This window comes from Pseudomonas sp. S2_E02, from assembly GCF_054668355.1.
On the sequence record NZ_CP162761.1, the window covers coordinates 1,497,685 to 1,524,273 of the forward strand.

At 57.8% G+C, this 26,589-nt stretch carries 25 protein-coding genes; 12 read left to right on the top strand and 13 right to left on the bottom strand.

Going from position 1 to position 26,589, the window contains the following annotated elements; all coding sequences use genetic code 11:
• Positions 1-9: 9 nt before the first annotated feature.
• From AB4O01_RS06570 to AB4O01_RS06580, 3 genes are all read right to left on the bottom strand, one after another.
• A complete protein-coding gene (locus AB4O01_RS06570; RefSeq protein ID WP_414926089.1) occupies positions 10-1,635 on the bottom strand; it encodes a methyl-accepting chemotaxis protein in 1,626 nt (541 codons plus the stop codon).
• Positions 1,636-1,858: 223 nt separating this feature from the next.
• Complete coding sequence (locus AB4O01_RS06575; RefSeq protein WP_460091060.1) at positions 1,859-2,998, bottom strand: glycerate kinase; 1,140 nt, start codon at positions 2,996-2,998, stop codon at positions 1,859-1,861.
• A gap of 218 nt (positions 2,999-3,216) precedes the next feature.
• On the bottom strand, positions 3,217-4,335 hold the full coding sequence (locus tag AB4O01_RS06580; protein ID WP_320336682.1) for a sugar diacid recognition domain-containing protein: 1,119 nt from the start codon (positions 4,333-4,335) through the stop codon (positions 3,217-3,219).
• Positions 4,336-4,506: 171 nt separating this feature from the next.
• On the opposite strand from AB4O01_RS06580, the gene AB4O01_RS06585 reads away from it, so the two are divergent.
• The 4 genes from AB4O01_RS06585 to rarD all read left to right on the top strand — a co-directional run bounded on the left by AB4O01_RS06585 (position 4,507) and on the right by rarD (position 10,471).
• Positions 4,507-5,817, top strand: coding sequence for an MFS transporter (locus tag AB4O01_RS06585; protein ID WP_460091061.1), 1,311 nt, complete (start codon positions 4,507-4,509; stop codon positions 5,815-5,817).
• A 335-nt stretch (positions 5,818-6,152) separates the two neighbouring features.
• Positions 6,153-7,166: an aldo/keto reductase gene (locus tag AB4O01_RS06590; RefSeq protein ID WP_099759281.1), complete on the top strand. Its 1,014-nt coding sequence runs from the start codon at positions 6,153-6,155 to the stop codon at positions 7,164-7,166.
• A 112-nt stretch (positions 7,167-7,278) separates the two neighbouring features.
• Entirely contained in the window at positions 7,279-9,387 is a 2,109-nt protein-coding gene (locus tag AB4O01_RS06595; RefSeq protein ID WP_460091062.1) for an acyltransferase family protein, read from the top strand.
• 202 nt (positions 9,388-9,589) lie between these two features.
• The gene (rarD, locus tag AB4O01_RS06600) at positions 9,590-10,471 is read left to right on the top strand and encodes an EamA family transporter RarD (RefSeq protein WP_093431116.1); all 882 of its coding nucleotides are present in this window, start codon (positions 9,590-9,592) and stop codon (positions 10,469-10,471) included.
• 85 nt (positions 10,472-10,556) lie between these two features.
• On the opposite strand, the gene hppD is transcribed toward rarD, so the two are convergent.
• Both hppD and AB4O01_RS06610 read right to left on the bottom strand, forming a co-directional pair.
• Positions 10,557-11,633, bottom strand: a complete 1,077-nt coding sequence (gene hppD, locus AB4O01_RS06605; RefSeq protein ID WP_007912211.1) for a 4-hydroxyphenylpyruvate dioxygenase — start codon at positions 11,631-11,633, stop codon at positions 10,557-10,559.
• A gap of 245 nt (positions 11,634-11,878) precedes the next feature.
• Entirely contained in the window at positions 11,879-12,826 is a 948-nt protein-coding gene (locus tag AB4O01_RS06610) for a DMT family transporter (RefSeq protein ID WP_093431110.1), read from the bottom strand.
• A 78-nt stretch (positions 12,827-12,904) separates the two neighbouring features.
• On the opposite strand from AB4O01_RS06610, the gene AB4O01_RS06615 reads away from it, so the two are divergent.
• The 3 genes from AB4O01_RS06615 to AB4O01_RS06625 all read left to right on the top strand — a co-directional run bounded on the left by AB4O01_RS06615 (position 12,905) and on the right by AB4O01_RS06625 (position 16,028).
• Positions 12,905-13,774 carry a LysR family transcriptional regulator gene (locus AB4O01_RS06615; RefSeq protein ID WP_460091063.1) on the top strand — a complete coding sequence of 290 codons (870 nt, stop codon included), beginning with the start codon at positions 12,905-12,907 and terminating at the stop codon, positions 13,772-13,774.
• A 117-nt stretch (positions 13,775-13,891) separates the two neighbouring features.
• On the top strand, positions 13,892-15,427 hold the full coding sequence (locus AB4O01_RS06620; RefSeq protein WP_460091064.1) for an EAL domain-containing protein: 1,536 nt from the start codon (positions 13,892-13,894) through the stop codon (positions 15,425-15,427).
• A 235-nt stretch (positions 15,428-15,662) separates the two neighbouring features.
• On the top strand, positions 15,663-16,028 hold the full coding sequence (locus tag AB4O01_RS06625; protein WP_093431101.1) for a histone-like nucleoid-structuring protein, MvaT/MvaU family: 366 nt from the start codon (positions 15,663-15,665) through the stop codon (positions 16,026-16,028).
• Positions 16,029-16,247: 219 nt separating this feature from the next.
• Here the strand turns inward: AB4O01_RS06625 and AB4O01_RS06630 are convergent, their stop codons facing one another.
• Positions 16,248-16,766 (bottom strand): DUF4946 domain-containing protein, encoded by a 519-nt coding sequence (locus AB4O01_RS06630; protein WP_093431098.1) that lies wholly within the window; start codon positions 16,764-16,766, stop codon positions 16,248-16,250.
• Between the two features lie 139 nt (positions 16,767-16,905).
• Between AB4O01_RS06630 and gloA the strand changes: the two genes are divergently transcribed.
• On the top strand, positions 16,906-17,427 hold the full coding sequence (gene gloA / locus AB4O01_RS06635; RefSeq protein ID WP_460091065.1) for a lactoylglutathione lyase: 522 nt from the start codon (positions 16,906-16,908) through the stop codon (positions 17,425-17,427).
• Positions 17,428-17,680: 253 nt separating this feature from the next.
• On the opposite strand, the gene ahpF is transcribed toward gloA, so the two are convergent.
• From ahpF to AB4O01_RS06650, 3 genes are all read right to left on the bottom strand, one after another.
• Entirely contained in the window at positions 17,681-19,243 is a 1,563-nt protein-coding gene (gene ahpF / locus AB4O01_RS06640) for an alkyl hydroperoxide reductase subunit F (RefSeq protein WP_460091067.1), read from the bottom strand.
• A gap of 124 nt (positions 19,244-19,367) precedes the next feature.
• Complete coding sequence (gene ahpC / locus AB4O01_RS06645; RefSeq protein WP_034154256.1) at positions 19,368-19,931, bottom strand: alkyl hydroperoxide reductase subunit C; 564 nt, start codon at positions 19,929-19,931, stop codon at positions 19,368-19,370.
• Between the two features lie 136 nt (positions 19,932-20,067).
• On the bottom strand, positions 20,068-21,006 hold the full coding sequence (locus AB4O01_RS06650) for a site-specific integrase (RefSeq protein WP_093431088.1): 939 nt from the start codon (positions 21,004-21,006) through the stop codon (positions 20,068-20,070).
• A 177-nt stretch (positions 21,007-21,183) separates the two neighbouring features.
• On the opposite strand from AB4O01_RS06650, the gene AB4O01_RS06655 reads away from it, so the two are divergent.
• Positions 21,184-22,200 carry a DNA-binding protein gene (locus tag AB4O01_RS06655; RefSeq protein ID WP_460091068.1) on the top strand — a complete coding sequence of 339 codons (1,017 nt, stop codon included), beginning with the start codon at positions 21,184-21,186 and terminating at the stop codon, positions 22,198-22,200.
• Here the strand turns inward: AB4O01_RS06655 and gorA are convergent.
• Complete coding sequence (gorA, locus tag AB4O01_RS06660; protein WP_460091069.1) at positions 22,197-23,555, bottom strand: glutathione-disulfide reductase; 1,359 nt, start codon at positions 23,553-23,555, stop codon at positions 22,197-22,199. The two genes, AB4O01_RS06655 and gorA, sit on opposite strands and share 4 nt — an antisense overlap.
• 128 nt (positions 23,556-23,683) lie before the next feature.
• A complete protein-coding gene (gene galU, locus AB4O01_RS06665; protein WP_093431079.1) occupies positions 23,684-24,523 on the bottom strand; it encodes a UTP--glucose-1-phosphate uridylyltransferase GalU in 840 nt (279 codons plus the stop codon).
• A gap of 258 nt (positions 24,524-24,781) precedes the next feature.
• Between galU and AB4O01_RS06670 the strand changes: the two genes are divergently transcribed.
• Both AB4O01_RS06670 and AB4O01_RS06675 read left to right on the top strand, forming a co-directional pair.
• A complete protein-coding gene (locus tag AB4O01_RS06670; protein ID WP_090283267.1) occupies positions 24,782-24,967 on the top strand; it encodes a hypothetical protein in 186 nt (61 codons plus the stop codon).
• Between the two features lie 135 nt (positions 24,968-25,102).
• Complete coding sequence (locus tag AB4O01_RS06675; protein ID WP_093431076.1) at positions 25,103-25,390, top strand: hypothetical protein; 288 nt, start codon at positions 25,103-25,105, stop codon at positions 25,388-25,390.
• 3 nt (positions 25,391-25,393) lie between these two features.
• Here the strand turns inward: AB4O01_RS06675 and AB4O01_RS06680 are convergent, their stop codons facing one another.
• Positions 25,394-25,624 carry a hypothetical protein gene (locus tag AB4O01_RS06680; protein ID WP_008082673.1) on the bottom strand — a complete coding sequence of 77 codons (231 nt, stop codon included), beginning with the start codon at positions 25,622-25,624 and terminating at the stop codon, positions 25,394-25,396.
• Positions 25,625-25,695: 71 nt separating this feature from the next.
• Positions 25,696-26,052 (bottom strand): hypothetical protein, encoded by a 357-nt coding sequence (locus AB4O01_RS06685; protein ID WP_093431070.1) that lies wholly within the window; start codon positions 26,050-26,052, stop codon positions 25,696-25,698.
• 210 nt (positions 26,053-26,262) lie between these two features.
• On the opposite strand from AB4O01_RS06685, the gene AB4O01_RS06690 reads away from it, so the two are divergent.
• A complete protein-coding gene (locus AB4O01_RS06690) occupies positions 26,263-26,565 on the top strand; it encodes a DUF1883 domain-containing protein (RefSeq protein WP_007912251.1) in 303 nt (100 codons plus the stop codon).
• Positions 26,566-26,589: the final 24 nt, after the last annotated feature.

The window sequence follows — 26,589 nt, forward strand, 5'->3', positions numbered from 1 at the left end:
CACCGTATCTCAAATCACGAAACGCGCCACCATGGCGTTCAAATCCACCGCCAGACGCGACAGTTCGTGGGTCGCGGCGCTGGTCTGGTTGGCCCCGGCGGCCGATTGCGTGGCCAGATCGCGGATGTTGACCAGGTTGCGGTCGACTTCGCGCGAGACTTGCGCCTGCTCTTCCGAGGCGCTGGCGATCACCAGATTGCGTTCGTTGATCTGATGGATCGACTGGGTGATCTGCTCCAGCGCCACCCCAGCGGCGCGGGCCATTTCCAGGGTGGTCTGGGTGCGCTGGTTGCTTTGCTGCATCGACGACACCGCTTCGCCGGTGCCGTTCTGGATGCCGGCGACCATTTTTTCAATTTCCTGGGTCGACTGCGCGGTGCGATGAGCCAATGCCCGAACCTCGTCCGCGACCACGGCAAAACCGCGCCCGGCCTCACCGGCGCGGGCGGCTTCGATCGCTGCATTGAGGGCCAGCAGGTTGGTCTGTTCGGCGATGGCGCGGATCACATCGAGCACTTTGCCGATATCACGGCCCTGCGCGGCCAAGCCTTCGATCATCTGCGCGGTGTTCTGCACGTCGTGGGTCATGGTCTGGATCGCGTCGACGGTTTTCACCACTTGATCGCGACCTTCGCGGGCGGCGTGGGTCGACTGGTTCGAGGCTTCGGAGGTCGACACGGCGTTGCGCGCCACTTCTTCGACAGCGGCGGTCATCTCGTTGACGGCGGTGGCGGCTTGTTCGATTTCGTTGTTCTGCTGCTGCAGGCCACGGGAGGCTTCTTCGGTCACCGCGCTGAGCTCTTCGGCAGCGGCGCCCAGTTGTGTGGCGGAACCGGCGATCTGTTCGATGGTTTTGCGCAAGTTGCTCTGCATGGTGGCGAGCGCCTGCAGCAACTGCGTCGCTTCGTCCTTGCCGTCGACTTCGATGGTTTTGCTCAGGTTACCGTCGGCGATGGTTTGCGCGGCCAGTACGGCGCGGTTCAGCGGGGTGACGATGCTGCGGGTCAGCAGCAGTGCCAACAACACCGTCGCCAACGCTGCAATCACGGCAACAATGACGATGCCGGTAATGGCGCTGTCGTAATGCTCACCGGCCTGAGTCGAGGCGACTTTCGCACCTGCGGCGTTGATTGCGATCAGCTTGTTGAGCTGTTCGCCCATCTGGTCGGTGCCGTCCTTGATCCGCGTGTTGATGAGCGTGCGCATCTCATCGATCTTGTCCTGACGCGATAGCTCCATCATCTGGTTTTGCGCTTGCAGGTAGTTGTCGAGCGTCGTCGCGAAAGCCTGATACAAGGCACGTTCATCGGCCTCGGCAGGTAGCGCAGCGTAACTCGCCTGAGCACTGCGTACCTTGTCTACCAGCACGCCAATGCGTGTTTGCGCCTCTTGCAGACCGGCAGGGTCACGGTTGACCAGAATCCGGAACGACAGAATCCGCAGACGCAGAACGTTTTCCGTCACCACGCCAAGGTTCGTCACGCTGGGCAGTTGGTTGGTCTCCATGTCGATCGAGGCTTGACGGATAGTGCTCATGCGATTGACGGCGAACACGCCGAGCACGATCACCAACAAGGCGATAAAGGCAAAACCGAGGAAGGCACGGGGCGCGATATTCAGGTTACGCAGGGACATAGTTGAGCTCTCGAAAGATAGAAACTACGAGCGTCCATGCGTCGTCACTGGCCCTAGGGGGACGGGCTCAGTCTGGCGTCGCTGTTTTCAGGAAGTTGGGTGCGCGCCTGTTATCTGTATCGGCCAGGCTTTAGGAAGATTGCGGGTCAAGAGAAATTATTTTTCAGGGTGTTACAACAATGAAACACAGTTGGTCGCTTGGTGTAGGAGCTGCCGATCTGGCTCAGCGTTTGGCGGCCATTTGCCAGACGCGGGCGATGTCCGTCGCCCGTTCACGCAACAGGCGCGGAGCTTCGGCGCAGGCCTGCTCCAGCGTCATTGGGCCGCTGGTCACGGCGAATGCCGCATCGATACCGTGATCGTAGAGGTCTTGATAACCCTCGCCCAATGTCCCGGCGATGACAATCACCGGCACGTTGTGTTGCTTGGCAATCCGTGCGACGCCGAACGGGGTCTTGCCGCGCAACGTCTGCGCATCGAATCGCCCCTCTCCGGTGATTACCAGATCAGCGTCTTTGACCGCTTCGGCGAGGCCGACCAGTTCGGCAACCACTTCAACCCCGGCTTGAAACTGCGCGCCGAGAAAAGCCTTGGCCGCAAAGCCCAAACCTCCCGCCGCTCCGCTGCCCGGTTCGTCGCGGACATCTTTGCCCAACGCCTGCGCACACAGTTCGGCGAAGTGCCCCAACGCCTGATCGAGTTGCTGCACTTGCGCCGACGATGCACCTTTCTGCGGGCCGAAAATCGCCGAGGCACCGTGTGGGCCACACAGCGGATTGTTCACATCAGCGGCGATATCGAAACGCACCTGCGCCAGTCGCGGGTCGAGTTCGCTCAGGTCCAGTTGCGCCAGTTGCGCCAGTGCCAAGCCGCCGGGCACCAGCGACTGATGTTGCGCATCGAGCAATTTCACACCCAACGCCTGCATCGCCCCGGCACCACCATCGTTGGTGGCACTGCCGCCAATCGCCAGAATCACCCGGTGCGCGCCGGCATCCAGCGCTGCGCGAATCAGTTCGCCGGTACCGAAAGTGCTGCTGATGCAGGCATCGCGTTGCCCCGGCGGCACCAATTGCAAGCCGCTGGCTTCAGCCATTTCGATGATTGCGGTGTGGTTATGCGGCAACCAGCCCCACGCAGCGTCGACGGGAGTGCCCAAAGGGCCACGCACGCGGGTGCGGCGCAGTTCGCCTTCGCAGGCAGCCAGAATCGATTCGACCGTGCCTTCGCCGCCATCAGCCATCGGGCATTTGATCATCGTTGCCTGCGGCCAGACCTGGGCCAGGCCGAGGGCAATGGCTTCGGCGACGCCTTGGGCACTGAGGCTGTCCTTGAACGAGTCGGGGGCGATGACGATCTTCATGGGAATTCTCCGTTTGCAATGCCCCTCATGCTGCCAGTCGGCATGCGCCTTGACGCCTGTCCGCTGCACAAGTGGCGGGGGCGTTTATTGTTCATTTTCACAAAAAGATCTGATGTTGAATGTTCCGGCCCCTTCGCGAGCAAGCTCGCTCCCACATTTGAAATGCATTCCCCTGTGGGAGCGAGCTTGCTCGCGAAGGCTTCCTTAAAGGCGCCCAATCAGTTCGGATCAGTCTGGGGAAGAAGTTGCACCCCGAGATACAGCGCCAGCATCCCATCGAGCCGCAGCGGATCAACCCCGCTCAGTTCAGCAATCCGCTCCATCCGATAACGCAAACTGTTGCGATGAATGCCCAAGGCATCGGCACAGGCCTGACTCTGGCCATCGTGCTCGCACCAACTGCGCAACGTCGCCAGCAACTGGCCGTTGCCGTCCTTGGCAATCACCTTGCGCAGCGGCTTAAGCAATTCGTCCAGTGCATCATCGTTACGATGCCGCCACAACATCACTGGCAATCGATAACGGTTCAGCGTCAGCAATCGCGAATGCGGCAACACTTCGCGACCATAGGCGAGCAAGTCGCCCACGCGGCGATAACAACGGCGCAGCCCGGCGAGTCCATCGGCCTGCCCGCCCACGGCAATGCGCAGAATCTTCCAGCCGAGGCTGTCGAGTTTTTCCAGCAAGCGATCATGCTCGACGTTTTGACTTGCCGGGCGGCACCACAACAGCGATGACTTCGCCGAACTCACGCACCAGCTATCGGGATAACGCGACGTCAGCCAGGCACTCAACGCCTCGACGGTTTGCCCAGGTCCATGTTCAAGGCCCAGCTCGAACAGATACGGCACTCGCGTCAATTGCGGCTTGAGCCCCAGTTGCTGCGCCTCATCGACCAGACGCGGCGAGTCCCCCGCCTCGCTCAACAGCAGCGCCAGCAAATCATCACAACGCTGGCGCCGCCATTGCTGCTCGGCCTGCTGATTGCGCTGGCCAACGAGCATTTCGGCGGTCATGCGCACCAGTTCGGCATAAGTGCGCAACTGCTCCGGTTCGCCGGTGATGCCGAGTACACCGATCAAGCGCTGATCGAGCAACAGCGGCAGGTTGATCCCCGGTTGCACGCCTTTCAAATGCACAGCGGTCTGCGCGTCGATCTCCACCACGCGCCCATTAGCCAACACCAGTTGCGCACCTTCGTGACGGGTATTGATACGCTCCGGTTCGCCACTGCCGAGGATCAACCCCTGGCTGTCCATGACGTTGACGTTGTAGGGCAAAATGGCCATGGCCCGGTCGACGATATCCTGGGCGAGGTCGTGATCGAGTTCAAACATAGCGGCGGCAATCCTTGATTTATGGCACTGGCGGTTGTTCACCCGCACAGGGTCTGACGGCAAACCCTGTGCGCAGGCACAAAGACAATCCAGCCAAAGGTGGCCGAGACTCTCGGGGCGATCAACGTTACCCTTTGCATCGCAAAAAATCATAATAAAGAGAGAGCCGCTATGTCGCAGAGCGCCGCAGCTACCCAGACCATCGATGACGGTAAAAACGCCGTTTATAAACGCATCACCCTGCGTTTGATTCCCTTCATTTTCATCTGCTACTTGTTCAACTACCTCGACCGGGTCAACGTTGGATTTGCCAAATTGCAGATGCTTGATGCCCTGAAATTCAGCGAAACCGTGTACGGCCTCGGTGCCGGTATCTTCTTCATCGGCTACGTGCTGTGCGGCGTGCCGAGCAATCTGGCGTTGACCAGATTCGGCCCACGGCGCTGGATCGCGCTGATGATGATCACCTGGGGCACGCTGTCGACCTGCCTGTTGTTCGTCACCACCCCGACCGAGTTCTACACCCTGCGCCTGTTCACCGGTGCAGCTGAAGCCGGGTTCTTCCCGGGCGTCGTGCTGTACCTCTCGCAGTGGTTTCCGACCTTCCGCCGTGGCCGGATCATGGCGCTGTTCATGTCGGCGATCCCGGTGTCCGGTTTGCTCGGTAGCCCTTTCTCGGGCTGGATCCTCAATCACTTTGCTGCAGGCCAGGGCGGTCTGGCCGGTTGGCAGTGGATGTTCCTGCTGCAAGGCATTCCAACGGTAATCCTCGGCGCCCTCGCCTGGTTCCTGCTGAGCGACAGCTTCGCCAACGCCAAGTGGCTGAGCCCGCATGAGCGTGCAGTGCTGGAAGCGGATCAGGCCGAAGATTTGGCGAACAAACCGAAAACCACCTCCGACTCGCTGCTGGCGGTGTTCAAGAAGCCGGCGATCTGGGCATTTGGCCTGATCTACTTCTGCATCCAGAGCGGCGTGTACGCGATCAACTTCTGGTTGCCGTCGATTATCAAGAACCTTGGCTTCAGCGATAACCTGGTGATTGGCTGGCTGAGTGCGATTCCTTATCTGCTGGCGGCGGTGTTCATGCTGGTGGTCGGGCGCTCGGCGGACCTTCGTAAAGAACGTCGCTGGCATTTGGTGGTGCCGATGCTGATGGGCGCGATCGGTCTGGTGATCGCGGTGAATTTCGCGGCGAATCCGGCGATTGCGATCCTCGGCCTGACCATTGCCACCATGGGCGCGTTGACGGGTCTGCCGATGTTCTGGCCGGTGCCGACGGCGATGTTGAGCGCGGGCGCTGCGGCTGGTGGTCTGGCGTTGATCAACTCGATGGGGCAGATGGCCGGGTTTCTCAGTCCGTATCTGGTGGGTTGGGTCAAGGACAGCACGGGTTCGACGGATGCGGCGTTGTATTTGCTGGCGGGTGTGATTGTGGGCGGGAGTCTACTGGCGTTGCGCATGACGCGGACGTTGCGGGCTTGAGTTTTTGATGCACGGAAGAACGGCCCTTTTCAGGGTCGTTTTTTATTGGGGGTTCGGCTTGGAGTTTGTGGTGTTCTGTAGATCCTTTTCCCCCTCACCCCAGCCCTCTCCCCCAGGGGGGCGAGGGGGAAAGGGAGCCGATTGCCGGGCTATTCAGGATCTGAATTCGACTCGGTATTGCACGTCGGCGTACCTCTTTGAAACACCTCGGTCGGTCCCCTCTCCCTCTGGGAGAGGGTTAGGGTAAGGGCTGTGTTTAGCCAATAATTCACTTTGCCGCATTGCACGCTTCTGGTATTTGATTAACCCTTTCCCACCGACAAAAGGATTTCGGCATGAGCTTTCGCACTCTCGGGCACTCAGGGTTACAGGTGTCCACCCTCACCCTCGGCACGATGATGTTTGGCGAGCAGACCAGCGCAGAGGATTCGCTGCGCATCATCGACAAAGCCTGGGATCAGGGGATCAATTTCATCGACACCGCCGATGTCTACACCAACGGCCGCTCCGAAGAGATCGTCGGTGAAGCAATTGCCCGGCATCGGCATGAGTGGGTGCTGGCGACCAAGGTCGGTTTCGGCCCGGTGGACGGCGTGCCAAACCGCAGCGGCTTGAGCCGCAAACATATCTTCAATGGCATCGATGCCAGCCTGACCCGGCTCGGCACCGACTATCTCGACATTTATTACCTGCACCGTGAAGACCACAACACACCGCTTGAAGTCAGCGTGTCGGCGATTGGCGATCTGATCCGTCAGGGCAAGATTCGCTACTGGGGGTTGTCCAACTATCGCGGCTGGCGGATCGCCGAGGTGATTCGTATCGCCGATAAACTCGGTGTTGACCGCCCGGTGATCAGCCAGCCGTTGTACAACATCGTCAACCGTCAGGCCGAGACCGAGCAGATCACAGCAGCGCAAAGCTATGGCCTTGGCGTGGTGCCTTACAGCCCGCTGGCCCGGGGCGTGCTGAGCGGCAAATACGCACCGGACGCCAAACCGGACGCCAACAGCCGCGCCGGACGTCAGGACAAGCGCATTCTGGAAACCGAATGGCGCGTCGAGTCGCTGCGTATTGCCCAACAGATTCAGCAGTACACCGAGCAGCGCGGCGTCGGAACTGTGGAGTTTGCGATCGCTTGGGTGTTGAACAACAGTGCCGTGACGTCGGCGATCGTCGGCCCACGGACGGAGCAGCAATGGGATGCGTACACCAAGGCGCAGGCCGTGAAGATCAGCGCTGAAGATGAGGCATTTATCGATTCGCTGGTCACGCCAGGGCACTCATCGACACCTGGATTCAACGATGTGAGTCATTTTGTGTCGGGGCGTAAACCGCACCAGGCTTGAGTTTGCCCGCCTCCCTTCGACAGCCGACACCCTCGGCTGTTTTTTCAGCGGTCAAAGCGCGATCAAACGGAATGAGTTGATTGATCGTTCAGAAATAACCAAGGACTGATAAATGGCCAATCGCCCTGTTGCGGTTTCCAGCAAGCTTTTGCGCAGTCTGCTGTTCAAACTGCCAGGCGATAAGCTGCGCTCTTCGTCGCAAGCGAATGCGGCTACCGGTAAACGCAAACCGTCGATTGAATACCGTGCGGATATTGACGGACTGCGCGCAATCGCGGTGTTGTTGGTATTGATTTTTCACGGTGGTCTGACGTTTTTTCCGTCCGGTTTTATTGGCGTCGATATCTTCTTCGTGATCTCGGGTTATCTGACGACCGCGATCATCATGAAATCGCTGAACAACGGCACGTTCACTTTCTCGGGGTTCTACACGCGTAGAATCTGGCGCTTGCAACCGGCCGTGATTGCGTTGCTGGTCGTAACGCTGATAGTCAGCACGCTGCTGTATTTGCCCGATGACTATGTCGATTTTCTCAAAAGCGAAAAGTACACGTCGTTAATCATCTCCAACCAATACTTTTCCAAAGTGACAACGGGTTACGCCACGCCGGATACGGCGAGCCTGCCACTGCTGCACACCTGGTCACTGGCCATCGAATGGCAGTGGTATCTGGCCCTGCCGCTGGGCCTCTGGTTGCTTAACCGCTATCTGGCAAAAAGCGTTTTCAAAGCGGCGGTGCTCGGTTTGACCCTGGCGGCAATGGCGCTCGCGCTGTACCTGTCTTACGCCAATCCAGAAAAAAATTACTACTTCTTCACCGCGCGAATTTTCGAATTGATGATTGGCTCCTGCGCAGTCATCTTCGGCACAGGCAAGTTCAGGCTCAATCGCCTGAGCGCCTCTCTGGCCTGTGCACTTGCGCTTGTCACCATTATCTATTGCGCCACCCTCGACGATATCCTGCCGGGCTTCCCGCAGTACCACGCCATTGCCGTGTGCCTGGCCACTGCAGCGTTGTTGTTTCAGGGTATTGGTGATGCGAGCATCACCTCGAAACTGCTGGCCTTCAAACCGCTGGTGTTTATCGGCACGCTCTCGTACTCCTTGTATTTGTGGCACTGGCCGATACTGGCGGTGATGAGTTACATGGGCATCGCCCTCACCCTGCCGATGACCATCTTTTACTTTGTTTCGACGTTCGTTATGGCCTGGCTCTGCTATGTGCTGGTCGAAAACCGGTTTCGAAAGGCCAGGCTCGGCTTTGCCAAAACGCTGGTCGTGCTGATGATCGTACCGGCTATCGGTCTGTCGCTGCTCCACGCTGCCAGTGTCAGGCATGAAGGCTGGCCCGACCGTTTCAACCAAGGCTATAACGAGGTGCTCAATGGCTTGAAAGCCTCTGTTCCAGCCAATCGGGAAGGATGCCTGGGCGTCAGCGATGGCGCCGATCCTGGCTGCATATCAGGCGCCGTGCAGGCCGCGCCGCAAATATTGCTGATGGGCGATTCGTTTTCGAATCATTACTGGGGTTTCGTTGAAACACTGGCCAGGGATGCCAACCTTGCCGTCCTCACACAGGGCTACCCGGCGTGCCTGGCCTTGCCCGGGATCTACCTCTATGACGAGAGTAAATACACGAACGGGCTGTATCAAAAATGCCATAACGCCACTCAACGCTATTACGAGATGATTGCGAAGCAGCATTTCAAGTATGTGATCGTGGGTCAGTTCTGGGAGGCCTATCTCGACGACGACATCGTCACCAGCCGGGACGACCCGCGCAGCCCGGAACTGTCGCAACAACGCCTCGGCACCGCGATCCGCAAGGCGCTGGACAAGATTGTCGAGTCAGGCGCTACGCCGGTCCTTCTGGAAAACACGCTGCCCATGCCTGCCGGGATCAACACCTGCCTGCTGCAACAGGTCAAGTTGCGCGGCTTGATGGGCAGTGCCGAGCAAAGCAGTCTCTGCGCCACAGCGCCATGGTCAGGTGCCAAAGAGCCGGTGCTGGAAAAACTCTTCAATGACCTGAAGGCTGAATATCCCGGCTTGATCGTCATTGACCCGAAAATCGTGCAATGCAAAGACGACGCGTGTATGACCACCGTCGATGGCTTGCCGGTCTATCGTGATATTGGTCACGTCACCGATTACGCCTCTTACAAGTTCGGCGAGATGTACCTCAAGCGCTTCGGTAATCCGTTGAAGGTTGCTCAGTGATGTTTTCCTGGCACTGACTACGCTTGTGGAGGAATGGCCGCAGGCTGCGATCTTCGACTTTTAAAGGCAAGACCAAAAGATCGCAGTGGGCGGCAACGCCTAGACGGTATAGGTGTGAAGAATATTGAGCATCTGCCCAATATTCAGCACAAAAACCACGTATCCTTCGCGCCCCGTTTGACCATCAACCCGCGAGGACAGTTTGTCTAAAGGTATCGCTCTATCGGTTTCGGCCTCGGTGCTGTTTGCCGTCATGTATTACTACACCTCGTTGCTCACACCGTTGAGCGGCGTGGAGATCTTTGGCTGGCGGATGCTCCTGACGGTACCGTGCATGACCGTGTTCATGCTGGTGTCCGGAGAATGGCGGCGGGTGCTGGAGCTGGTGCGGTTGATGGCGGCAAAACCGAAATTGATCGCCGGCCTGCTCGTCTCCTCTGCCCTGCTCGGCGTGCAACTGTGGCTGTTCATGTGGGCGCCGCTCAATGGCTACAGCCTCGACGTGTCGCTGGGCTACTTTCTGTTGCCACTGGCGATGGTGCTGACCGGACGGATTGCCTACGGCGAGAGCCTGTCTTATTTGCAGAAAATTGCAGTGTTCTTCGCCAGTTTGGGCGTGCTCAATGAGCTGTATCAGGTCGGTGGGTTTTCCTGGGCGACGCTGGTGGTGGTGGTCGGCTATCCGCTGTACTTCGTGCTGCGCAAATACCTCAAGACTGACAACCTGGGTGGCTTGTGGGTCGATATGACCTTGATGCTGCCGGTGGCGTACTGGTTTGTGCAGGGTGGCGAGCAAGGCTTCGGCGTGTTCGATCAGTACCCGGGGCTGATGTGGCTGATTCCGTTGCTGGGTTTGATCAGTGCGTCGGCACTGGTGGTGTACATCATTGCCAGCCGTTTGCTGCCGTTCAGTCTGTTTGGCTTGTTGAGTTATGTTGAGCCGGTGCTGTTGCTCGGTGTGGCGTTGTTGCTCGGTGAGAGCATCAAGTCCGGGGAGTGGCTGACGTACATTCCGATCTGGCTGGCCGTTGTGGTGCTGGTCTTCGAAGGCTTCAAACACCTGATGCGCCAACGCCGTCCTTAAAAGCGAAGGCTACGATCTTTTGATCTACAAAAAAATCCCGGCTCTGCATTTCAGCAGGCCGGGATTTTTTCATTTCAGTGGCCGATTACTCGGTAGCAAGCACACCACGACGCACCTGATCGCGCTCGATCGACTCGAACAGGGCCTTGAAGTTGCCTTCGCCGAAACCATCATCGCCTTTGCGCTGGATGAATTCGAAGAACACCGGGCCCATCAGGGTTTCCGAGAAGATCTGCAGGAGCAGGCGCTTGTCGCCCTGCTCCGAGGCGCCGTCGAGCAGGATGCCGCGCGATTGCAGCTGATCAACCGGCTCGCCGTGGTTCGGCAGGCGACCTTCGAGCATTTCGTAGTAAGTATCTGGCGGCGCGGTCATGAAGCGCATGCCGATCTTCTTTAACTGATCCCAGGTCTTGATCAGGTCATCGGTGAGGAACGCAACGTGCTGGATGCCCTCACCGTTGAACTGCATCAGGAACTCTTCGATCTGGCCAGCGCCCTTGGACGACTCTTCGTTCAACGGGATGCGGATCATGCCGTCCGGTGCGGTCATCGCTTTCGAGGTCAGGCCGGTGTACTCGCCCTTGATATCGAAGTAACGGATCTCGCGGAAGTTGAACAGCTTCTCGTAGAAGTTCGCCCAGTAGGCCATGCGACCGCGATACACGTTGTGGGTCAGGTGGTCGATGATCTTCAGGCCGGCACCGACCGGATTGCGATCAACGCCTTCGATAAACACGAAGTCGATGTCATAGATCGAACTGCCTTCGCCGAAACGGTCGATCAGGTACAGCGGCGCACCGCCAATGCCTTTGATCGCCGGCAGGTTCAGCTCCATCGGACCGGTTTCGATATGGATCGGCTGAGCGCCGAGTTCCAGTGCGCGGTTGTAGGCTTTTTGCGAATCCTTGACGCGGAACGCCATGCCGCACACGGATGGGCCGTGTTCGGCGGCGAAGTACGACGCCACGCTGTTCGGTTCGTTGTTGAGGATCAGGTTGATCGCGCCCTGACGGTACAGGTGCACGTTCTTGGAGCGGTGGGTCGCGACTTTGGTGAAGCCCATGATCTCGAAGATCGGCTCCAGGGTGCCCGGCACCGGCGATGCGAGCTCAATGAATTCAAAGCCCATCAGGCCCATTGGGTTTTCGTATAAATCTGCCATGGTGGCGCCTCATCATTTCTTATCAATTAACCAGGGTTATTTGTCAGTCATGCGAGGTCGGTGGGTGGCGCGCAGGAGATGCCACGCACACTGCGGGCGAGGAAGTCACCGTAGATCAGTTGAAACCCGAATATCTTCATTGTCGACCCAAGGCTCTTGCGGGCGAGGCTTCTGCTGCCAGAAGACGATTATTATTGTATGCGTAACCCGATTCTACACAGCGTAAATAGGCTTGTCTGCCCTCCCTATAAAATCCGCTTTTTCGCGCCCGGTGCAAGGGGTTTGTTGCACAGGTAGATGCCACTCAGGATCAGCGCGCCACCGAGGTACATGGCCGGTGTCAACTGTTCGCCCAGCAGCAGCGCGCCAAGGATGACCGCCGTCAAAGGATTAAGCGCGATAAACACCCCGCTGCGCGTCGCGCCGATTTTACGGATGCCATCGTAATAGCCGATGTAGGCCAGCGCCGAGCCCAGGACACCGAGGTACAGCAGGCTCAGCCATTGCGCCACGCCCAGATTATTCAGCGCCTGCCAGCTCAGCTCGCCGCGTACCGCCGCCAGAGCCCACAACATGAGTGTGCCGATCAGGATCGAGTACGTCACGGTCTGCACCGGCCCTAACGTCCGATTCAGATCACGGGAAAACAACGAATAAACGCCCCACCCCAGCACACAGCCGAGAATCAACAGATCGCCGATCCATGCCTGCGGCGTTGCGGCCAGCCATTGCGGATTGCGGCTGACGATCACCAGGCCAGCACCGCCAATACAGATCGCGATACCAGCAGTTTCAAGTCTTCCCAGACGCTCTTTAAACAACCACCACGAGGCGAGACCGATTACCGCCGGGTTCAACGCCACAATCAACGAAGCGCGCGACGCGTTGATGTATTGCAGGCCGTAAAAAAAGCACAGGTTATAGAAGAAGATCCCGAAGAACCCCAGCAACGCCAGGTGCAGCCATTGTCGTGGAGTCGGCCGTGCCAAAGGGATCCGCGCCAGCCACAGAAAGCCGAGCAGCACCGCACTGGCGAGCAGGAAACGCAGGCTGGCGGCGAACACCGGACTCAGGCTGCCGGCGAGAAAACGTCCAGCGACAAAGGTGCCCCCCCAAACCATAGTCACCATCGCGAGTGTCAGATAAACCGGGATGTCGGATGATGTTGTGTGCAGTTGCTCGACGTTGCGCATGAGGCTCCAGACCAAAGCTTTTGAGGAATGCCGTATCATTCACCTCATTTCACATCATCGTAAAATGAGTAAAAACTCATGACCCTCACACAACTGGAAATCTTCTCGCTGGTCGCCGAACTGCGCGGTTTCACCCTCGCGGCCCATCGCCTGGGGATTTCGCAGTCGGCGGTGTCCCACGCAATGAAGTCGCTGGAGCAGGAACTGGGTGTCGAACTGCTGCGCCGGCATCAGTCGTCCGTGGAGCTCAGTGACATCGGTGAGCAATTGCTGCTGCGCGCCCGCGCCATGCTCGGGCTGGCCAACACCTTGCGCCAGGAAGCCGCCGATGCGCGCGGCATGAAAAGCGGCACCTTGCGCATCGGCTCGTTCGGCCCGACTTCGTCGATCAAGTTGCTACCCAACATTCTGCGGCAATATCGCGAGGCGCATCCGGGCATCGAAGTGCACATCGATGAAGGGCCGGATCGACAAGTGACGCAATGGCTGGAGGAGCGGCGGATCGACATCGGCTTCGTGGTGCTGCCAGAGGAGCGCTTCGACACCTTCACCTTGATCGAAGACCAGATGGTTGCGCTTCTCCCGGTGGGCCATGTGCTGGCAGCCCGAACCGCGTTGAGCCTCAAGGATTTGTGCGATGCACCGTTTGTCCTGACCGAAGCGGGTTCTGCGGAGCTGGTGTCGCGACTGTTCATGGCCGCGCGTTTGCAACCGAACATTCGCTATCGCTGCTCGCAGTTGCTCAGCACACTCGATACGGTTGGCCGTGGCGACGCCATCACGATTGTCGCCGAAGGTTCTTTGCCGCAAGAGGCAGCGCCTCGCTACGTAAAGAGGCCATTGCTGCCCGCCGTACAACGTCAGGTCGGACTCGCCGTGCTTGATCGGCGCCAGGCATCTCCCGCCGCTCTGGCCTTTATCGCGCTGGCGAAGCGAATGAAGCACTGATGAGCGGCGCAAGCGCCTTCTGCCATCTATCCTCCCCTCTGGCTGAAGTTATTTCAGCGGCGCGCCGTTATCCGGCCTGAATTCAATAGTTCCATTCCACCGCGACAGGATGCGCCCATGCCGTTGACCGTCAGACTCCGCCGCAAACGCAGCACACGCATTCTCGTCACACTACTCAGCGGTTTGCTTCCGGTGCTGCTGGGCAGCGCCATTCTTTACATGCAGGCCGGACGCACGCTGGAGCAAGGTTCACAACAGACCGCCGAAGAGGCACTGCAGCAGTTCGAGTTGATGCTCGACAACACCGCGCAAGCGGCGCGCGAATTGCTGCCATTGGCCGGTCAGAATTGCGAAAACGTCAAACTCGCCTTGCGCGAGCAAGTAACCCGCCGCCCGTTCGTGCGCTCGACCAATCTGGTGTGGGACGACAACCTTTATTGCAGCTCTTTGTTTGGCGACTTCAAGGAAGCCGTCAACGCGGGCGACTACAACCAGGGCAAGTTGTGGCTGATGAACGGCAATCCGGTCACCCCCAACACCGCGCTGCTGGTTTATCGGCTCAGCGAAGGTCGCGGCGGCGCATTGACGACACTGGACGGTTACCATCTAAGCAATATGTTGCGTTTGATCGGCCGGCACATGTTGCTGTTGCTGCAAGTGGGCGATAACTGGCTGTCGGCCGACGGCAAAGTCCACACCGGTACCCTCCCCACGCTGCCGATAGCGCAAAACACCCTGGCCTCCTCCCGTTATGCGTTCAGTGTTTCTGCCGGGTTTCCCGAGGGCGAAACCTGGCGCTACATGGTCGATGAATATCCGCCGCTGTTCAGTCTGCTGATTTTTTTTGGCGTGGTGTCGGGGGCCATCGGCCATGTCCTGCAGAAGCGCTCCACTTCACCGAGCCACGAAATGCTCCGCGCGCTCGAGGCTGGCGAGTTCATTCCCTACTTCCAGCCCGTGGTGCATGGCGACAGCAAGGCATGGTCGGGAGCTGAAGTGTTGATGCGCTGGACTCACCCGAAAGAAGGCCTGGTACGTCCGGATCTGTTTATTCCATTCGCCGAGCATTCGGGGTTGATCGTGCCGATGACCCGCGCCCTGATGCAACAAACTGCCGCGCTGCTGGGGCCGCTATCAGCAACGTTCACCGCGCCATTTCATATCGGCATCAATATCACTGCGAGCCATTGCAAAGACCTGGAACTGGTGGAGGATTGTCGAACGTTTCTCGCCGCGTTCGCCGCCGACAGCATCAACCTGGTGCTGGAGTTGACCGAGCGCGAATTGATCGAGCCGACCGACATCACTCGCCAGCTGTTCGAGCAACTGCATGCGCTGGGTGTGAAGATCGCGATTGACGACTTCGGCACCGGCCACTCAAGCCTGGGCTACTTGCGCAAATTCAATGTGGATTTCCTCAAGATCGATCAGAGTTTCGTTGCCATGATCGGTGTCGATGCGTTGTCCCGACACATTCTCGATACCATTATCGACCTGTCGGCCAAGCTTGATCTGGGTATTGTTGCCGAAGGTGTCGAAACTCAGGCGCAAGCCGATTATCTGACCGCACATCACGTCAACTTTCTGCAAGGGTATCTGTTCGGCAAACCGATGCCGGCTGCGGAATTCATCAGCGCGTTAACTCACCATTAACTAAGCCAGATTAAGACGAGCGTACCGGCCAGGCGCACCAAATTGATACAAAAGACCGCTGTTGTTACATGAGGACAACATCAGGATTTACTCTTGGCGCATTAACTACTACAATTTTTTCAACCTGAGCAAGATTGGCAGGTGAGCCATTTATCACCGAGTCGCTTCAAGGCTCTTGGCTTATTAGCTTTGTTTGCGGTTGGTATCAGCCAAACACACTATTGGAGTAAAGATATTGTCCAGACTCGCTGAATTTCGTGCAGCTGAAAAGGCCCTTCAGGAACAGCTCAAACAGCTGGAATCGCTGAAGAACGATGCCGGGCTCAAGAAAGAAATCGAATTCGAAGAAAAGCTCCAGGGGCTGATGAAAACCTACGGCAAAGGCCTGAAGGACATCGTCGCCATCCTCGATCCGAACCCGGCAAAATCCGCCTTGCAGACTTCTGCAGCCCCTAAAACCCGCCGCGCTCGCGTGGTCAAGGTTTATCAGAATCCGCATACCGGTGAACTGATCGAAACCAAGGGCGGCAATCACCGTGGCCTGAAAGCCTGGAAGGAACAATACGGTGCAGCCACCGTTGATTCCTGGTTGCGCGGTTAATCCAACGCCAATAAAAAAGCCCTGCATGACGCAGGGCTTTTTTGTTGACAATATCTAACAAATGAAATGAATTTCATCGAACAAGTTGCGGGTTTTCTGTAACGTTGCTGAGTCAGAAAGCTAAACATTTTGCGGCGCGATGTTGCGATCAAGGCCGCCATTAAACTTTGTGCTTAATCCGTTCGGGTATCTAACCTCCTCCGTGAAGAGTACAGCGCCTTAAAGTTTCAAGCTGTTTCTCAGCGCCACTATCTCGTCTGCGCTGGCCTTATAAATCTCAGCTTGCCCGGCGTAGGAAAGAACATAAGCCTTGTCCGCCTCGACTGCCGCCACGAGGGTTTGCGACAACACATGCCGACCGTTTTCGGTGATGGTGCAAGTGGTTTCCAGCGCCGACAAAGTACCCAGCGTCGCCGGATGCACTTTGTTGCAGACACTTTGGTAACCGCCCTGGAAGAAGTCCTTCTGTATCGACTTGCGCATCTCCAGCAGCACGCCCTGCAAATTGACCTGATGCCCTGCTTCGACATGAGTCATGGTCAATTCCATAACCATCACCTGATTGCCATCGGCGTCATTCTTGACCGCGCGCTGACGGGAAACCTGTGCAGCCGCCTCGGGCAGCGCCTCGACTTGCCAACCGGCTGGCCAGGTAATGCTTGGTTCGTCCGCTGACGCGCAGACCGCCACAAGCGACAACACAAAAAAAACAAACACGGATTTAAACAGTCGGATCATTGCCGGACGCACTCGCAGATTGAACCGTAAAGTCTGAGGCTCGCCCGCACGCAGGGCAAGCCTGCCCTTTCATTTGGCGATGCCGACAGGCATGCGTATCATTGCGTCCATTCACTCGCCCATAGTTATTGGAGGGCTCATGAGCCTGCACGAACTCAATACGTTCCCCGGCGTCACCGCCACCCCAGACAGCGCAACCCGCAACTTCGTTTTCAACCACACCATGTTGCGCGTCAAAGACATCACTAAATCCCTGGACTTCTACACCCGCGTCCTGGGCTTCTCGCTGGTGGAGAAACGCGATTTCCCGGAAGCCGAGTTCAGCCTGTACTTCCTCGCACTGGTCGACAAAGCGCAGATCCCGGCCGACGCGGCTGCCCGCACTGAGTGGATGAAGTCGATCCCGGGCATTCTCGAACTGACCCATAACCACGGCACCGAAAACGATGCGGATTTTGCCTATCACAACGGCAATACCGACCCGCGTGGTTTTGGTCATATCTGCATTTCGGTGCCGGATATCGTCTCGGCCTGTGCGCGCTTTGAAGAGTTGGGCTGTGACTTCCAGAAGCGCCTGACCGATGGCCGCATGAAGAGCCTGGCTTTCATCAAGGATCCGGATGGTTACTGGGTCGAGATCATTCAGCCTGCGCCGCTGTAAAAGCTGAAAAGCCCCTCACCCTAACCCTCTCCCATAGGGAGAGGGAACTGATTGGGGGATATGCAAGAATTCCGCCGACGTGAAAGATCTTTACCGAATCCATAATCGACTCGGTCATTCAGGTCGATGGAAAACGCCAGACACCTCGGTCGGCTCCCTCTCCCTCGGGAGAGGGCTGGGGTGAGGGGCAGCTTTTCACGCGCAATAAAAAACCCGTGATCGCTCACGGGTTTTTTCATTTCTGGCTGGACGCTTACGCCGGAGCCGAAGTGCGGATCAGGTGATCGAAAGCACTCAGCGAAGCCTTGGCGCCCTCGCCCACCGCGATCACGATCTGCTTGTACGGCACGGTGGTCACGTCGCCGGCAGCGAAGATGCCCGGGATCGATGTCTCGCCGCGGTTATCGACAATAATCTCGCCCCGTGGCGACAGCTCGATAGTGCCCTTGAGCCAGTCAGTATTCGGCAGCAAACCGATCTGCACGAAGATCCCTTCCAGCTCGACGGTACGCAACTCATCGGTGTTGCGATCCTTGTAGCGCAGGCCGTTGACCTTCTCGCCATTGCCGGTGACTTCAGTGGTTTGCGCACTGGTGATCACCGTGACGTTCGGCAGGCTGTGCAGTTTGCGCTGCAATACCGCGTCGGCACGCAGTTGTACGTCGAACTCCAGCAGCGTCACGTGCGAGACAATGCCGGCCAGGTCGATGGCCGCTTCAACGCCGGAGTTACCGCCGCCGATCACTGCCACGCGCTTGCCTTTGAACAGCGGACCGTCACAGTGCGGGCAGTACGCCACGCCTTTGTTGCGGTATTCCTGCTCGCCCGGCACGTTCATTTCACGCCAGCGCGCACCGGTCGCGAGAATCACGCTCTTGGCTTTGAGGGTTGCGCCGCTGGCGAAGCGGACTTCATGCTGCTCGCCGTTCTTGCCTGGGATCAGCTTGTCGGCGCGTTGCAGGTTCATGATGTCGACGTCGTATTGCTTGACGTGTTCTTCCAGCGCCGTGGCCAGTTTCGGTCCTTCGGTTTCCTGTACGGAAATGAAGTTCTCGATGGCCATGGTGTCGAGCACCTGGCCGCCGAAACGCTCAGCGGCGACGCCAGTGCGGATACCTTTACGTGCAGCGTAAATCGCTGCCGACGCACCGGCCGGGCCACCACCGACGACCAACACATCAAAGGCCTCTTTGGCGCTGATTTTCTCAGCCTGACGCTCGATGGCACCGGTGTCGAGTTTGGCCAGAATCTCTTCCAGGCCCATGCGGCCTTGACCGAAGTTCTCACCGTTGAGGTAGATGCTCGGCACGGCCATGATCTTGCGATCGTTGACTTCGTCCTGGAACAACGCACCGTCGATGGCGACGTGGCGGATGTTCGGGTTGAGCACAGCCATCAGGTTCAGCGCCTGGACCACGTCCGGGCAGTTCTGGCAGGACAGCGAGAAGTAGGTCTCGAAGCTGAACTGGCCTTTGAGCGAGCGGATCTGCTCGATCACTTCAACACTGGCTTTCGATGGGTGGCCGCCGACTTGCAGCAGGGCCAGCACCAGCGAGGTGAACTCGTGGCCCATCGGGATACCGGCGAAACGCAGACTGATGTCGGCGCCCGGGCGGTTGATCGAGAACGATGGCTTGCGTGCATCGTCACCGCTGTCGATCAGGGTAATTTGGCTAGAAAGACTGGCAACGTCTTTCAGCAGTTCCAGCATTTCACGGGATTTCGCACCGTCGTCGAGGGAGGCAACGATCTCGATCGGCTGGGTGACCCGTTCCAGGTACGATTTCAACTGGGCTTTAAGATTGGCGTCCAACATACGGGCGATTTCCTTTATTTGAGGCGAAAAAAAGCCCGAGCGAAACTCGCCCGGGCATTTTTATTGGGCGGTGCAGCGTACTTAAGAAGGTGCGGCGTACCGCCCTGCATTGCGTGTCACAGACTTAGATCTTGCCGACCAGGTCCAGGGACGGTGCCAGAGTGGCCTCGCCTTCTTTCCACTTGGCTGGGCAAACTTCACCTGGGTGAGCAGCAACGTACTGAGCAGCCTTGATCTTGCGCAGCAGCTCGGAAGCGTCACGGCCAACGCCGCCATCGTTCAGTTCAACGATTTTGATCTGGCCTTCTGGGTTGATCACGAAGGTGCCACGGTCAGCCAGACCAGCTTCTTCGATCAGCACGTCGAAGTTGCGGGAGATGGCGTGGGTCGGGTCGCCGATCATGGTGTATTCGATTTTGCCAATGGCTGGCGAAGTGTTGTGCCAGGCAGCGTGGGCAAAGTGGGTGTCGGTGGAAACGCTGTAGATCTCTACGCCCAGTTTCTGGAAGGCAGCGTAGTTGTCAGCCAGGTCTTCCAGCTCGGTTGGGCAAACGAAGGTGAAGTCGGCTGGGTAGAAGAATACAACCGACCACTTGCCTTTCAGGTCAGCGTCCGAGACTTGAACGAAGTCGCCGTTTTTGAACGCGGTAGCTTTGAACGGTTTAACTTGGCTGTTGATGATAGGCATTGATGACTCTCCGTCAGGGTTGTGAATTCGATGGGTGAATCCTACCCACTCACTCGACGGATGGCTCATTGGCAAACCTGATGCTGCTGATTTGTTTTCGCTATTAGCCGACTGTATTAATAGAAGAAAACGATATCTACGACGAAGCCGGGTTATCCGTAATCCGAGCCATCCCTTGGAATGGGCTGACTTCAACATAGCGCATCGCCGACTTCATATCCTTCCAGCCGACGTAACTCATCAACGATTTCAGATCCCAGCCACTTTGGTGTGCCCAAGTGGCAAAGCCGCGACGCAGGGAATGGCTGGTGTAGTTTTCGGCGGCAATCCCGGCACGCTGCAACGCCTGGCGCAGCAAAGGAATGATGCTGTTGGCGTGCAGGCCCTCCTCGTTCAGATTGCCCCAGCGGTCGATGCTGCGGAAAACCGGGCCGCGTACCAGCGCCGCTTCGGTGATCCAGTCGATGTAGGCCTGCACCGGGCACAGCTTGAGCAGCGCCGGCGCTTGATAGGTCTGCCCGAGGTTTTCCCGATCGCCTTTGCTGCGCGGCAAATACAAGGTGATGCCTTTGCCGGCATGCGCTTGCACATGTTCGATTTGCAGGCGGCACAGCTCATCGCTGCGGAAGCCGCGCCAGAAACCCAGCAGAATCAAGGCGCGATCACGATAAGCCTTGAGCAGTAGCGGACGATCCTGCTGCTCTTTTGCGGTTTGCGCCTCATGCTCCAGCCAGTCGATGACGCGCTGCAAATCCTGCAACTGCAACGGCTCAGCCTGTTTCTCCTGCGCTGGATGCAAAGCCCGAATCCCTTTGAATACCTTGCGCACCACCGGCGCCTTGGTCGGATCGGCAAACCCTTGGCTGTTGTGCCACTGCGCCAGCGCCGACAGACGCAGCTTCAGCGTGTTTATCGACAACTCTTCGGCGTGCGCTACCAGATACCGCGCGACGCTGTCGGCCGTCGCCGGCAAGAACCCGCCCCACTTAACTTCGAAATGCTCGATGGCCGCACGATAGCTACGGCGCGTGTTGTCACGGGTGGCGGCTTGCAGATAGCGATCCAGATCGCTCATGGGCTGTTTTCTCGCTGGCGTACTGATGCAGGAATGCAAAGGCGCATTTTGCCGCCTGACACTGGGTAATACCAGTATATCCCGCGTCTTCAATATCAAAGGTTTATCTTTATTTTTGAGATGGTACACTGCGTACTTTAGTGGCATGTACCACAGTACGTAAACGTAGGAGTTCACATGGCCCGTGGCGGCATAACCAAAGCACTGGTGCAGATCGCGCGCACAGCGATCCTCGCCCGTGGCGAACACCCGAGCATCGATGCAGTACGCATTGAAATGGGCAACACCGGCTCGAAAACCACGATCCATCGCTATTTGAAAGAACTGGATGACGGCGCCCAGCCCGTTGAAGCCTCGGCTGAGCCTATCGATGACGAGTTGACCGCCCTCGTCTCGAGGCTCGCCCAACGCCTCAAAGAACAAGCGCAAGAGCCCATCGAGCAAGCCCGCGAGCAGTTCGAGGAGCAGCGCGAAGCACTGGAGTCGGAGCTGCAACAGACGCGTCAGGCACTGGAAAAGCTCGAACACGAGCACGACATTCAAGGCGCTGCACTGGCGCGTGAATCCGAAGCGTTGAACAACACACGCTCGATGCTGCAGACCGAGCAGACCCGCAATGCCGGGCTGAATCAGGCATTGGCCGACTTTGAGTTGCGCTTGCAGGACAAGGACGAGCAGATCCGCTCACTGGAAGAAAAACACCTGCATGCCCGTGACGCGCTGGAGCACTACCGCAACGCCAGCAAAGAGCAGCGCGAGCAGGAACAGAGCCGCCACGAAGCGCAGGTGCAGCAGATTCAGGCCGAATTGCGTCAGGCGCAGCAAAGTGCATTGGTCCGCCAGGACGAGATCACGCAACTGCACCGCGACAACGAACGCCTGCTCACGGAAAACCGTGGCACGCAGCGCGAACTGAGTCTGCTGCAGGATCAGCTCAAGCAGAGCAATCAGCGTCAGGATCAACTGCTCGAGCAAGCGACCCGCGTCGACAGCGAACGCACCCTTCTCCAGGAACGCCTGCGCGTGGCCACCCTGGAAAGCCAGACACTCAAGCAGAGCGTCGAGGAGCAGACGCTGCTCAACCAGTCACTGAAAAAGGAATTGAACAAGGCTCAGGCAAGCCTGGAAGAAAGCCAGCGTCTGGCGGCTACCGTTGCGGCAGCGCCAGACTCAGCCAAGCCGAAAGACGCTTAAGCGCCGACCGGCGTACGCATGGTGACGAATTCTTCGGCGGCCGTCGGGTGTACCCCGATCGTGTCGTCGAAGTCGCGCTTGGTTGCGCCAGCTTTCAACGCAATCGCCAGGCCCTGGACGATCTCACCAGCGTCAGGGCCGACCATGTGGCAGCCGAGGACTTTGTCGGTCTTGCCGTCGACTACCAGCTTCATCAGCGTCTTTTCCTGACACTCGGTCAAGGTCAGCTTCATCGGGCGGAAGCGGCTCTCGAAAATCACCACGTCGTGGCCAGCCTCGCGTGCATCTTCTTCGGTCAAACCAACTGTACCGATGTTCGGCAGGCTGAACACTGCAGTCGGGATCATCTTGTAATCCACTGGGCGGTATTGCTCAGGCTTGAACAGACGCCGCGCTACGGCCATGCCTTCTGCCAGAGCCACAGGCGTCAGCTGCACGCGACCGATGACATCACCCAGGGCGAGAATGGACGGCTCGCTGGTCTGATATTGCTCGTCAACCTTGATGAAGCCTTTGTCGGTGAGCTGCACATCGGTGTTTTCCAGCCCCAGATTGTCGAGCATCGGACGCCGGCCGGTTGCATAGAAAATGCAATCCGCTTCCAGCTCACGACCGTCCTTGAGGGTGGCTTTCAGGCTGCCGTCAGCCTGCTTGTCGATGCGCGCGATATCGGCGTTGAATTGCAGATCCAATCCACGCTTGGTCAGCTCTTCCTGCAAATGCTTGCGCACCGAACCATCGAAGCCGCGCAGGAACAGATCGCCGCGATACAGCAGCGTGGTGTTCGCGCCAAGGCCGTGGAAGATCCCGGCAAATTCGACCGCGATGTAACCGCCGCCAACCACCAGCACACGCTTTGGCAGCTCCTTGAGGAAGAACGCCTCATTGGAACCGATCGCGTGCTCGCGCCCCGGAATCTCCGGAATCTGCGGCCAGCCGCCGGTGGCGATGAGAATGTTCTTCGCGGTGTAACGCTCACCATTCACTTCAACCTCATGCGGGCCAACGATCTTCGCGTGCGCTTCATGCAAGGTCACGCCGCTGTTGACCAGCAGATTGCGGTAAATGCCGTTGAGGCGATTGATCTCGCGATCCTTGTTGGCGATCAGCGTCGCCCAATCAAAATTCGCTTCGCCCAGGCTCCAGCCAAAACCGGACGCCTGCTCAAAGTCTTCGGCGAAATGCGCGCCGTACACCAGCAACTTTTTCGGCACACAGCCGACGTTAACGCAGGTCCCGCCCAGATAACGGCTCTCCGCCACCGCCACTTTCGCACCGAAACCGGCCGCAAAACGCGCAGCACGCACACCGCCGGAACCGGCACCAATCACATAAAGGTCAAAATCGTAGGCCATTTCTATCTCCTCGGCAGGGGATCAGCATACCTGCAGCCACCCATTGGGCAAGCGCTGCCAATCATATGGGGGCGCAAAATAAAAAAACCCGCCGAAGCGGGTTTTTCTTACAGACAATTCAAGCGCTCTTAATAAGCCTTGCCAGTCTTGTAGAAGTTCTCGAAGCAGAAGTTGGTTGCTTCGATGTAGCCTTCAGCACCACCGCAGTCGAAACGCTTGCCTTTGAACTTGTAAGCCATGACGCAGCCGTTCTGGGCTTGTTTCATCAGGGCGTCGGTGATCTGGATTTCGCCGCCCTTGCCTGGCTCGGTTTGTTCGATCAGGTCGAAGATGTCCGGAGTCAGGATGTAACGACCGATGATTGCCAGATTCGACGGCGCATCTTCCGGCTTTGGCTTCTCGACCATGCTGTGAACGCGGTAGATGTCGTCGCGGATCATCTCGCCGGCGATAACGCCGTACTTGCTGGTTTCCTGCGGATCGACTTCCTGGATGGCGATGATCGAGCAACGGAACTGCTTGTACAGCTTGACCATCTGGGTCAGTACGCCGTCGCCTTCGAGGTTGACGCACAGGTCGTCCGCCAGCACCACGGCGAACGGTTCGTCACCGATCAGCGGGCGACCGGTGAGGATCGCGTGGCCCAGACCTTTCATTTCGGTTTGACGGGTGTAGGAGAACGAGCACGAGTCGAGCAGTTTGCGGATACCTACCAGGTATTTCTCTTTGTCGGTGCCTTTGATCTGGTTTTCCAGCTCGTAGCTGATGTCGAAGTGGTCTTCCAGAGCACGCTTGCCACGACCGGTCACGATGGAAATTTCCGTCAGGCCAGCGTCCAGAGCTTCTTCAACGCCGTACTGGATCAGTGGCTTGTTTACCACCGGCAGCATTTCTTTAGGCATGGCTTTAGTCGCTGGCAGGAAGCGAGTACCGTAACCGGCTGCTGGGAACAAGCATTTCTTGATCATATAAGTCCTTGAAAGGGCTGTGTGTACGAGTTTCGGCGCAGTCTAATCAGGCGGCGTGCACCTTACAATGCCCCGCACTGGCTAACCGATGCCAACATAGAGAAATATTCTCGCCGATAGTTCCATCGACATCCTGGCGCAGCCAGATCAGCGTAGCTCAAAGCAGCCGAGAAACTGAATCACCATACGCTCATCGCCCCCCAATGCGAGCATTTGCCGGTATCATGGCGCCTTTGAACCAGCGAACGAGACAGATAGATGGCTGCGGTAAAAATCGTCAACGGGTATGTGATCGACAAGAAAGACGGCAAGTGGACGCTGACCACGACCAATGGCGAACACATCGCCGGGCCTTTCGACAGCGAACAAATGGCGACCGATGTAGCGGCAGTGTTCACCGACACTCCGGCATCGGCCAAGCGCCGCGGCAAAGATCAGGACTGATCGACTGCGACGCCCCAAGCCCTGCCCTTGAGCAGGGCTTTTTTGTGCCCACTTACAAACAAGTGGCCAAACGCTATAACCTTTTCACACCGGCGCTGTCAGAGCGTCTAGTCCCCCTCGCTGAAGACCACAAACATGAATCTGAAAAAATGGCTGCCCCTGATCGCGGTATTGGCACTGGCCGGTTGCGCCACCTCCCAACCCACATACCTGAACAATGGTGAACAGGGGCTGTCGATCGATTGTTCCGGCGAAGCGAATTCCTGGGCGACCTGCTATGAAAAAGCCGATGCCTCCTGCGCGGGCACTGGCTACCGAATCGTTGGCACCGACGGCACACCCCAGCCCAAGGAAAGCGACAAAACCCTGGGCGTTGATGTCGGCAACTACAAGAACCGCAGCGTTGTCGTGGTCTGCAAATAGACCTTACATATGAATTTCGGCGAACTTGATCCCGAGTCCACGAACGACTTCGATCAGATCGTCGAGACGGTTGAAGGATTCGACTTCGTCGTTATCGTCGACCAGAAAGTAGCTGCGCCCGGCGCTCTTCTTGAAAAACACGATCCACTCACCCGGATTCGCCGGGTTCTGGATAACATGGGTGGCAGAGATCAGGCCCTCTACGTGGCGCTCCCGTACTTGCTCTCGCTTCATCGCGACTCCAGAAATGAAAATGCCGTCACAGCATGACTGCGACGGCATCGGTGCTGATGACTGTCAGTCTATCAGCCGGAAATACACGCATTGGCGGCCTTTTGCACGTCACGCGGGCGAACCGGCACATTCGACATGCGCTCATGCAACTTGATGCTGCTGCCACCGGAGCGATCTTCGATATCAAACACCGCGGCTGCACCCGTAGAAAGTTTCCCCGGCACGATGACCCGAACCCCGTCCTTGTGCGGCTGCACTTGCAGCGCGCCGCGGCTGTCTGCCAGTTTATCGGCCAGACACTGGGCATATTCATGGGGTTTCTTGCCGGAGATCACGCTCATGGTCGGCAGCGTTTCATTGATTTCGGAAACACTCGCACAACCACCCACAGCCAGAATCAACGGCAGACACACCACACCCCACTTCATACAAAACCTCCGTTAAAGACCGTCCGACAGCACAAATGCCGTTTTTCTCCGGGGCCTTCTGCATTTAACCCGCATCCGATTGCGAATATCTGTTCAAAATTGTCAAACCAACGCCCGACGGCCAGATAATAACCCGTGCGGGCTGATAAACTGCGCGCAATTACAAGCTATCGTTTTGATTTTGTAGAAAAAGCCCTTCTGGAGGCGCCCATGAAATTCATTCACCAGCGCGAACACCTCAACGAAGACGACATCGTCGTCATCCAATGCTCGCAAATGTGCAACATCCGTCTGATGAACGACGCCAATTTCCGCAGCTTCAAGAACGGCGGCCGTCACACCTATCACGGCGGCGCCTTCGACACCTTCCCGGCCCGTATCACCGCGCCGAGCACCGGTTTCTGGAACATCACCATAGACACGGTCAACCGCCGTGCGATCAGCGTAACCCGCAAGCCGACGCTGACCCACTCGATCAAGATCATCCGTCGCTCCAGCACCAAACTCAGCTGAGACACACCGCTCAACCAGAAAGGA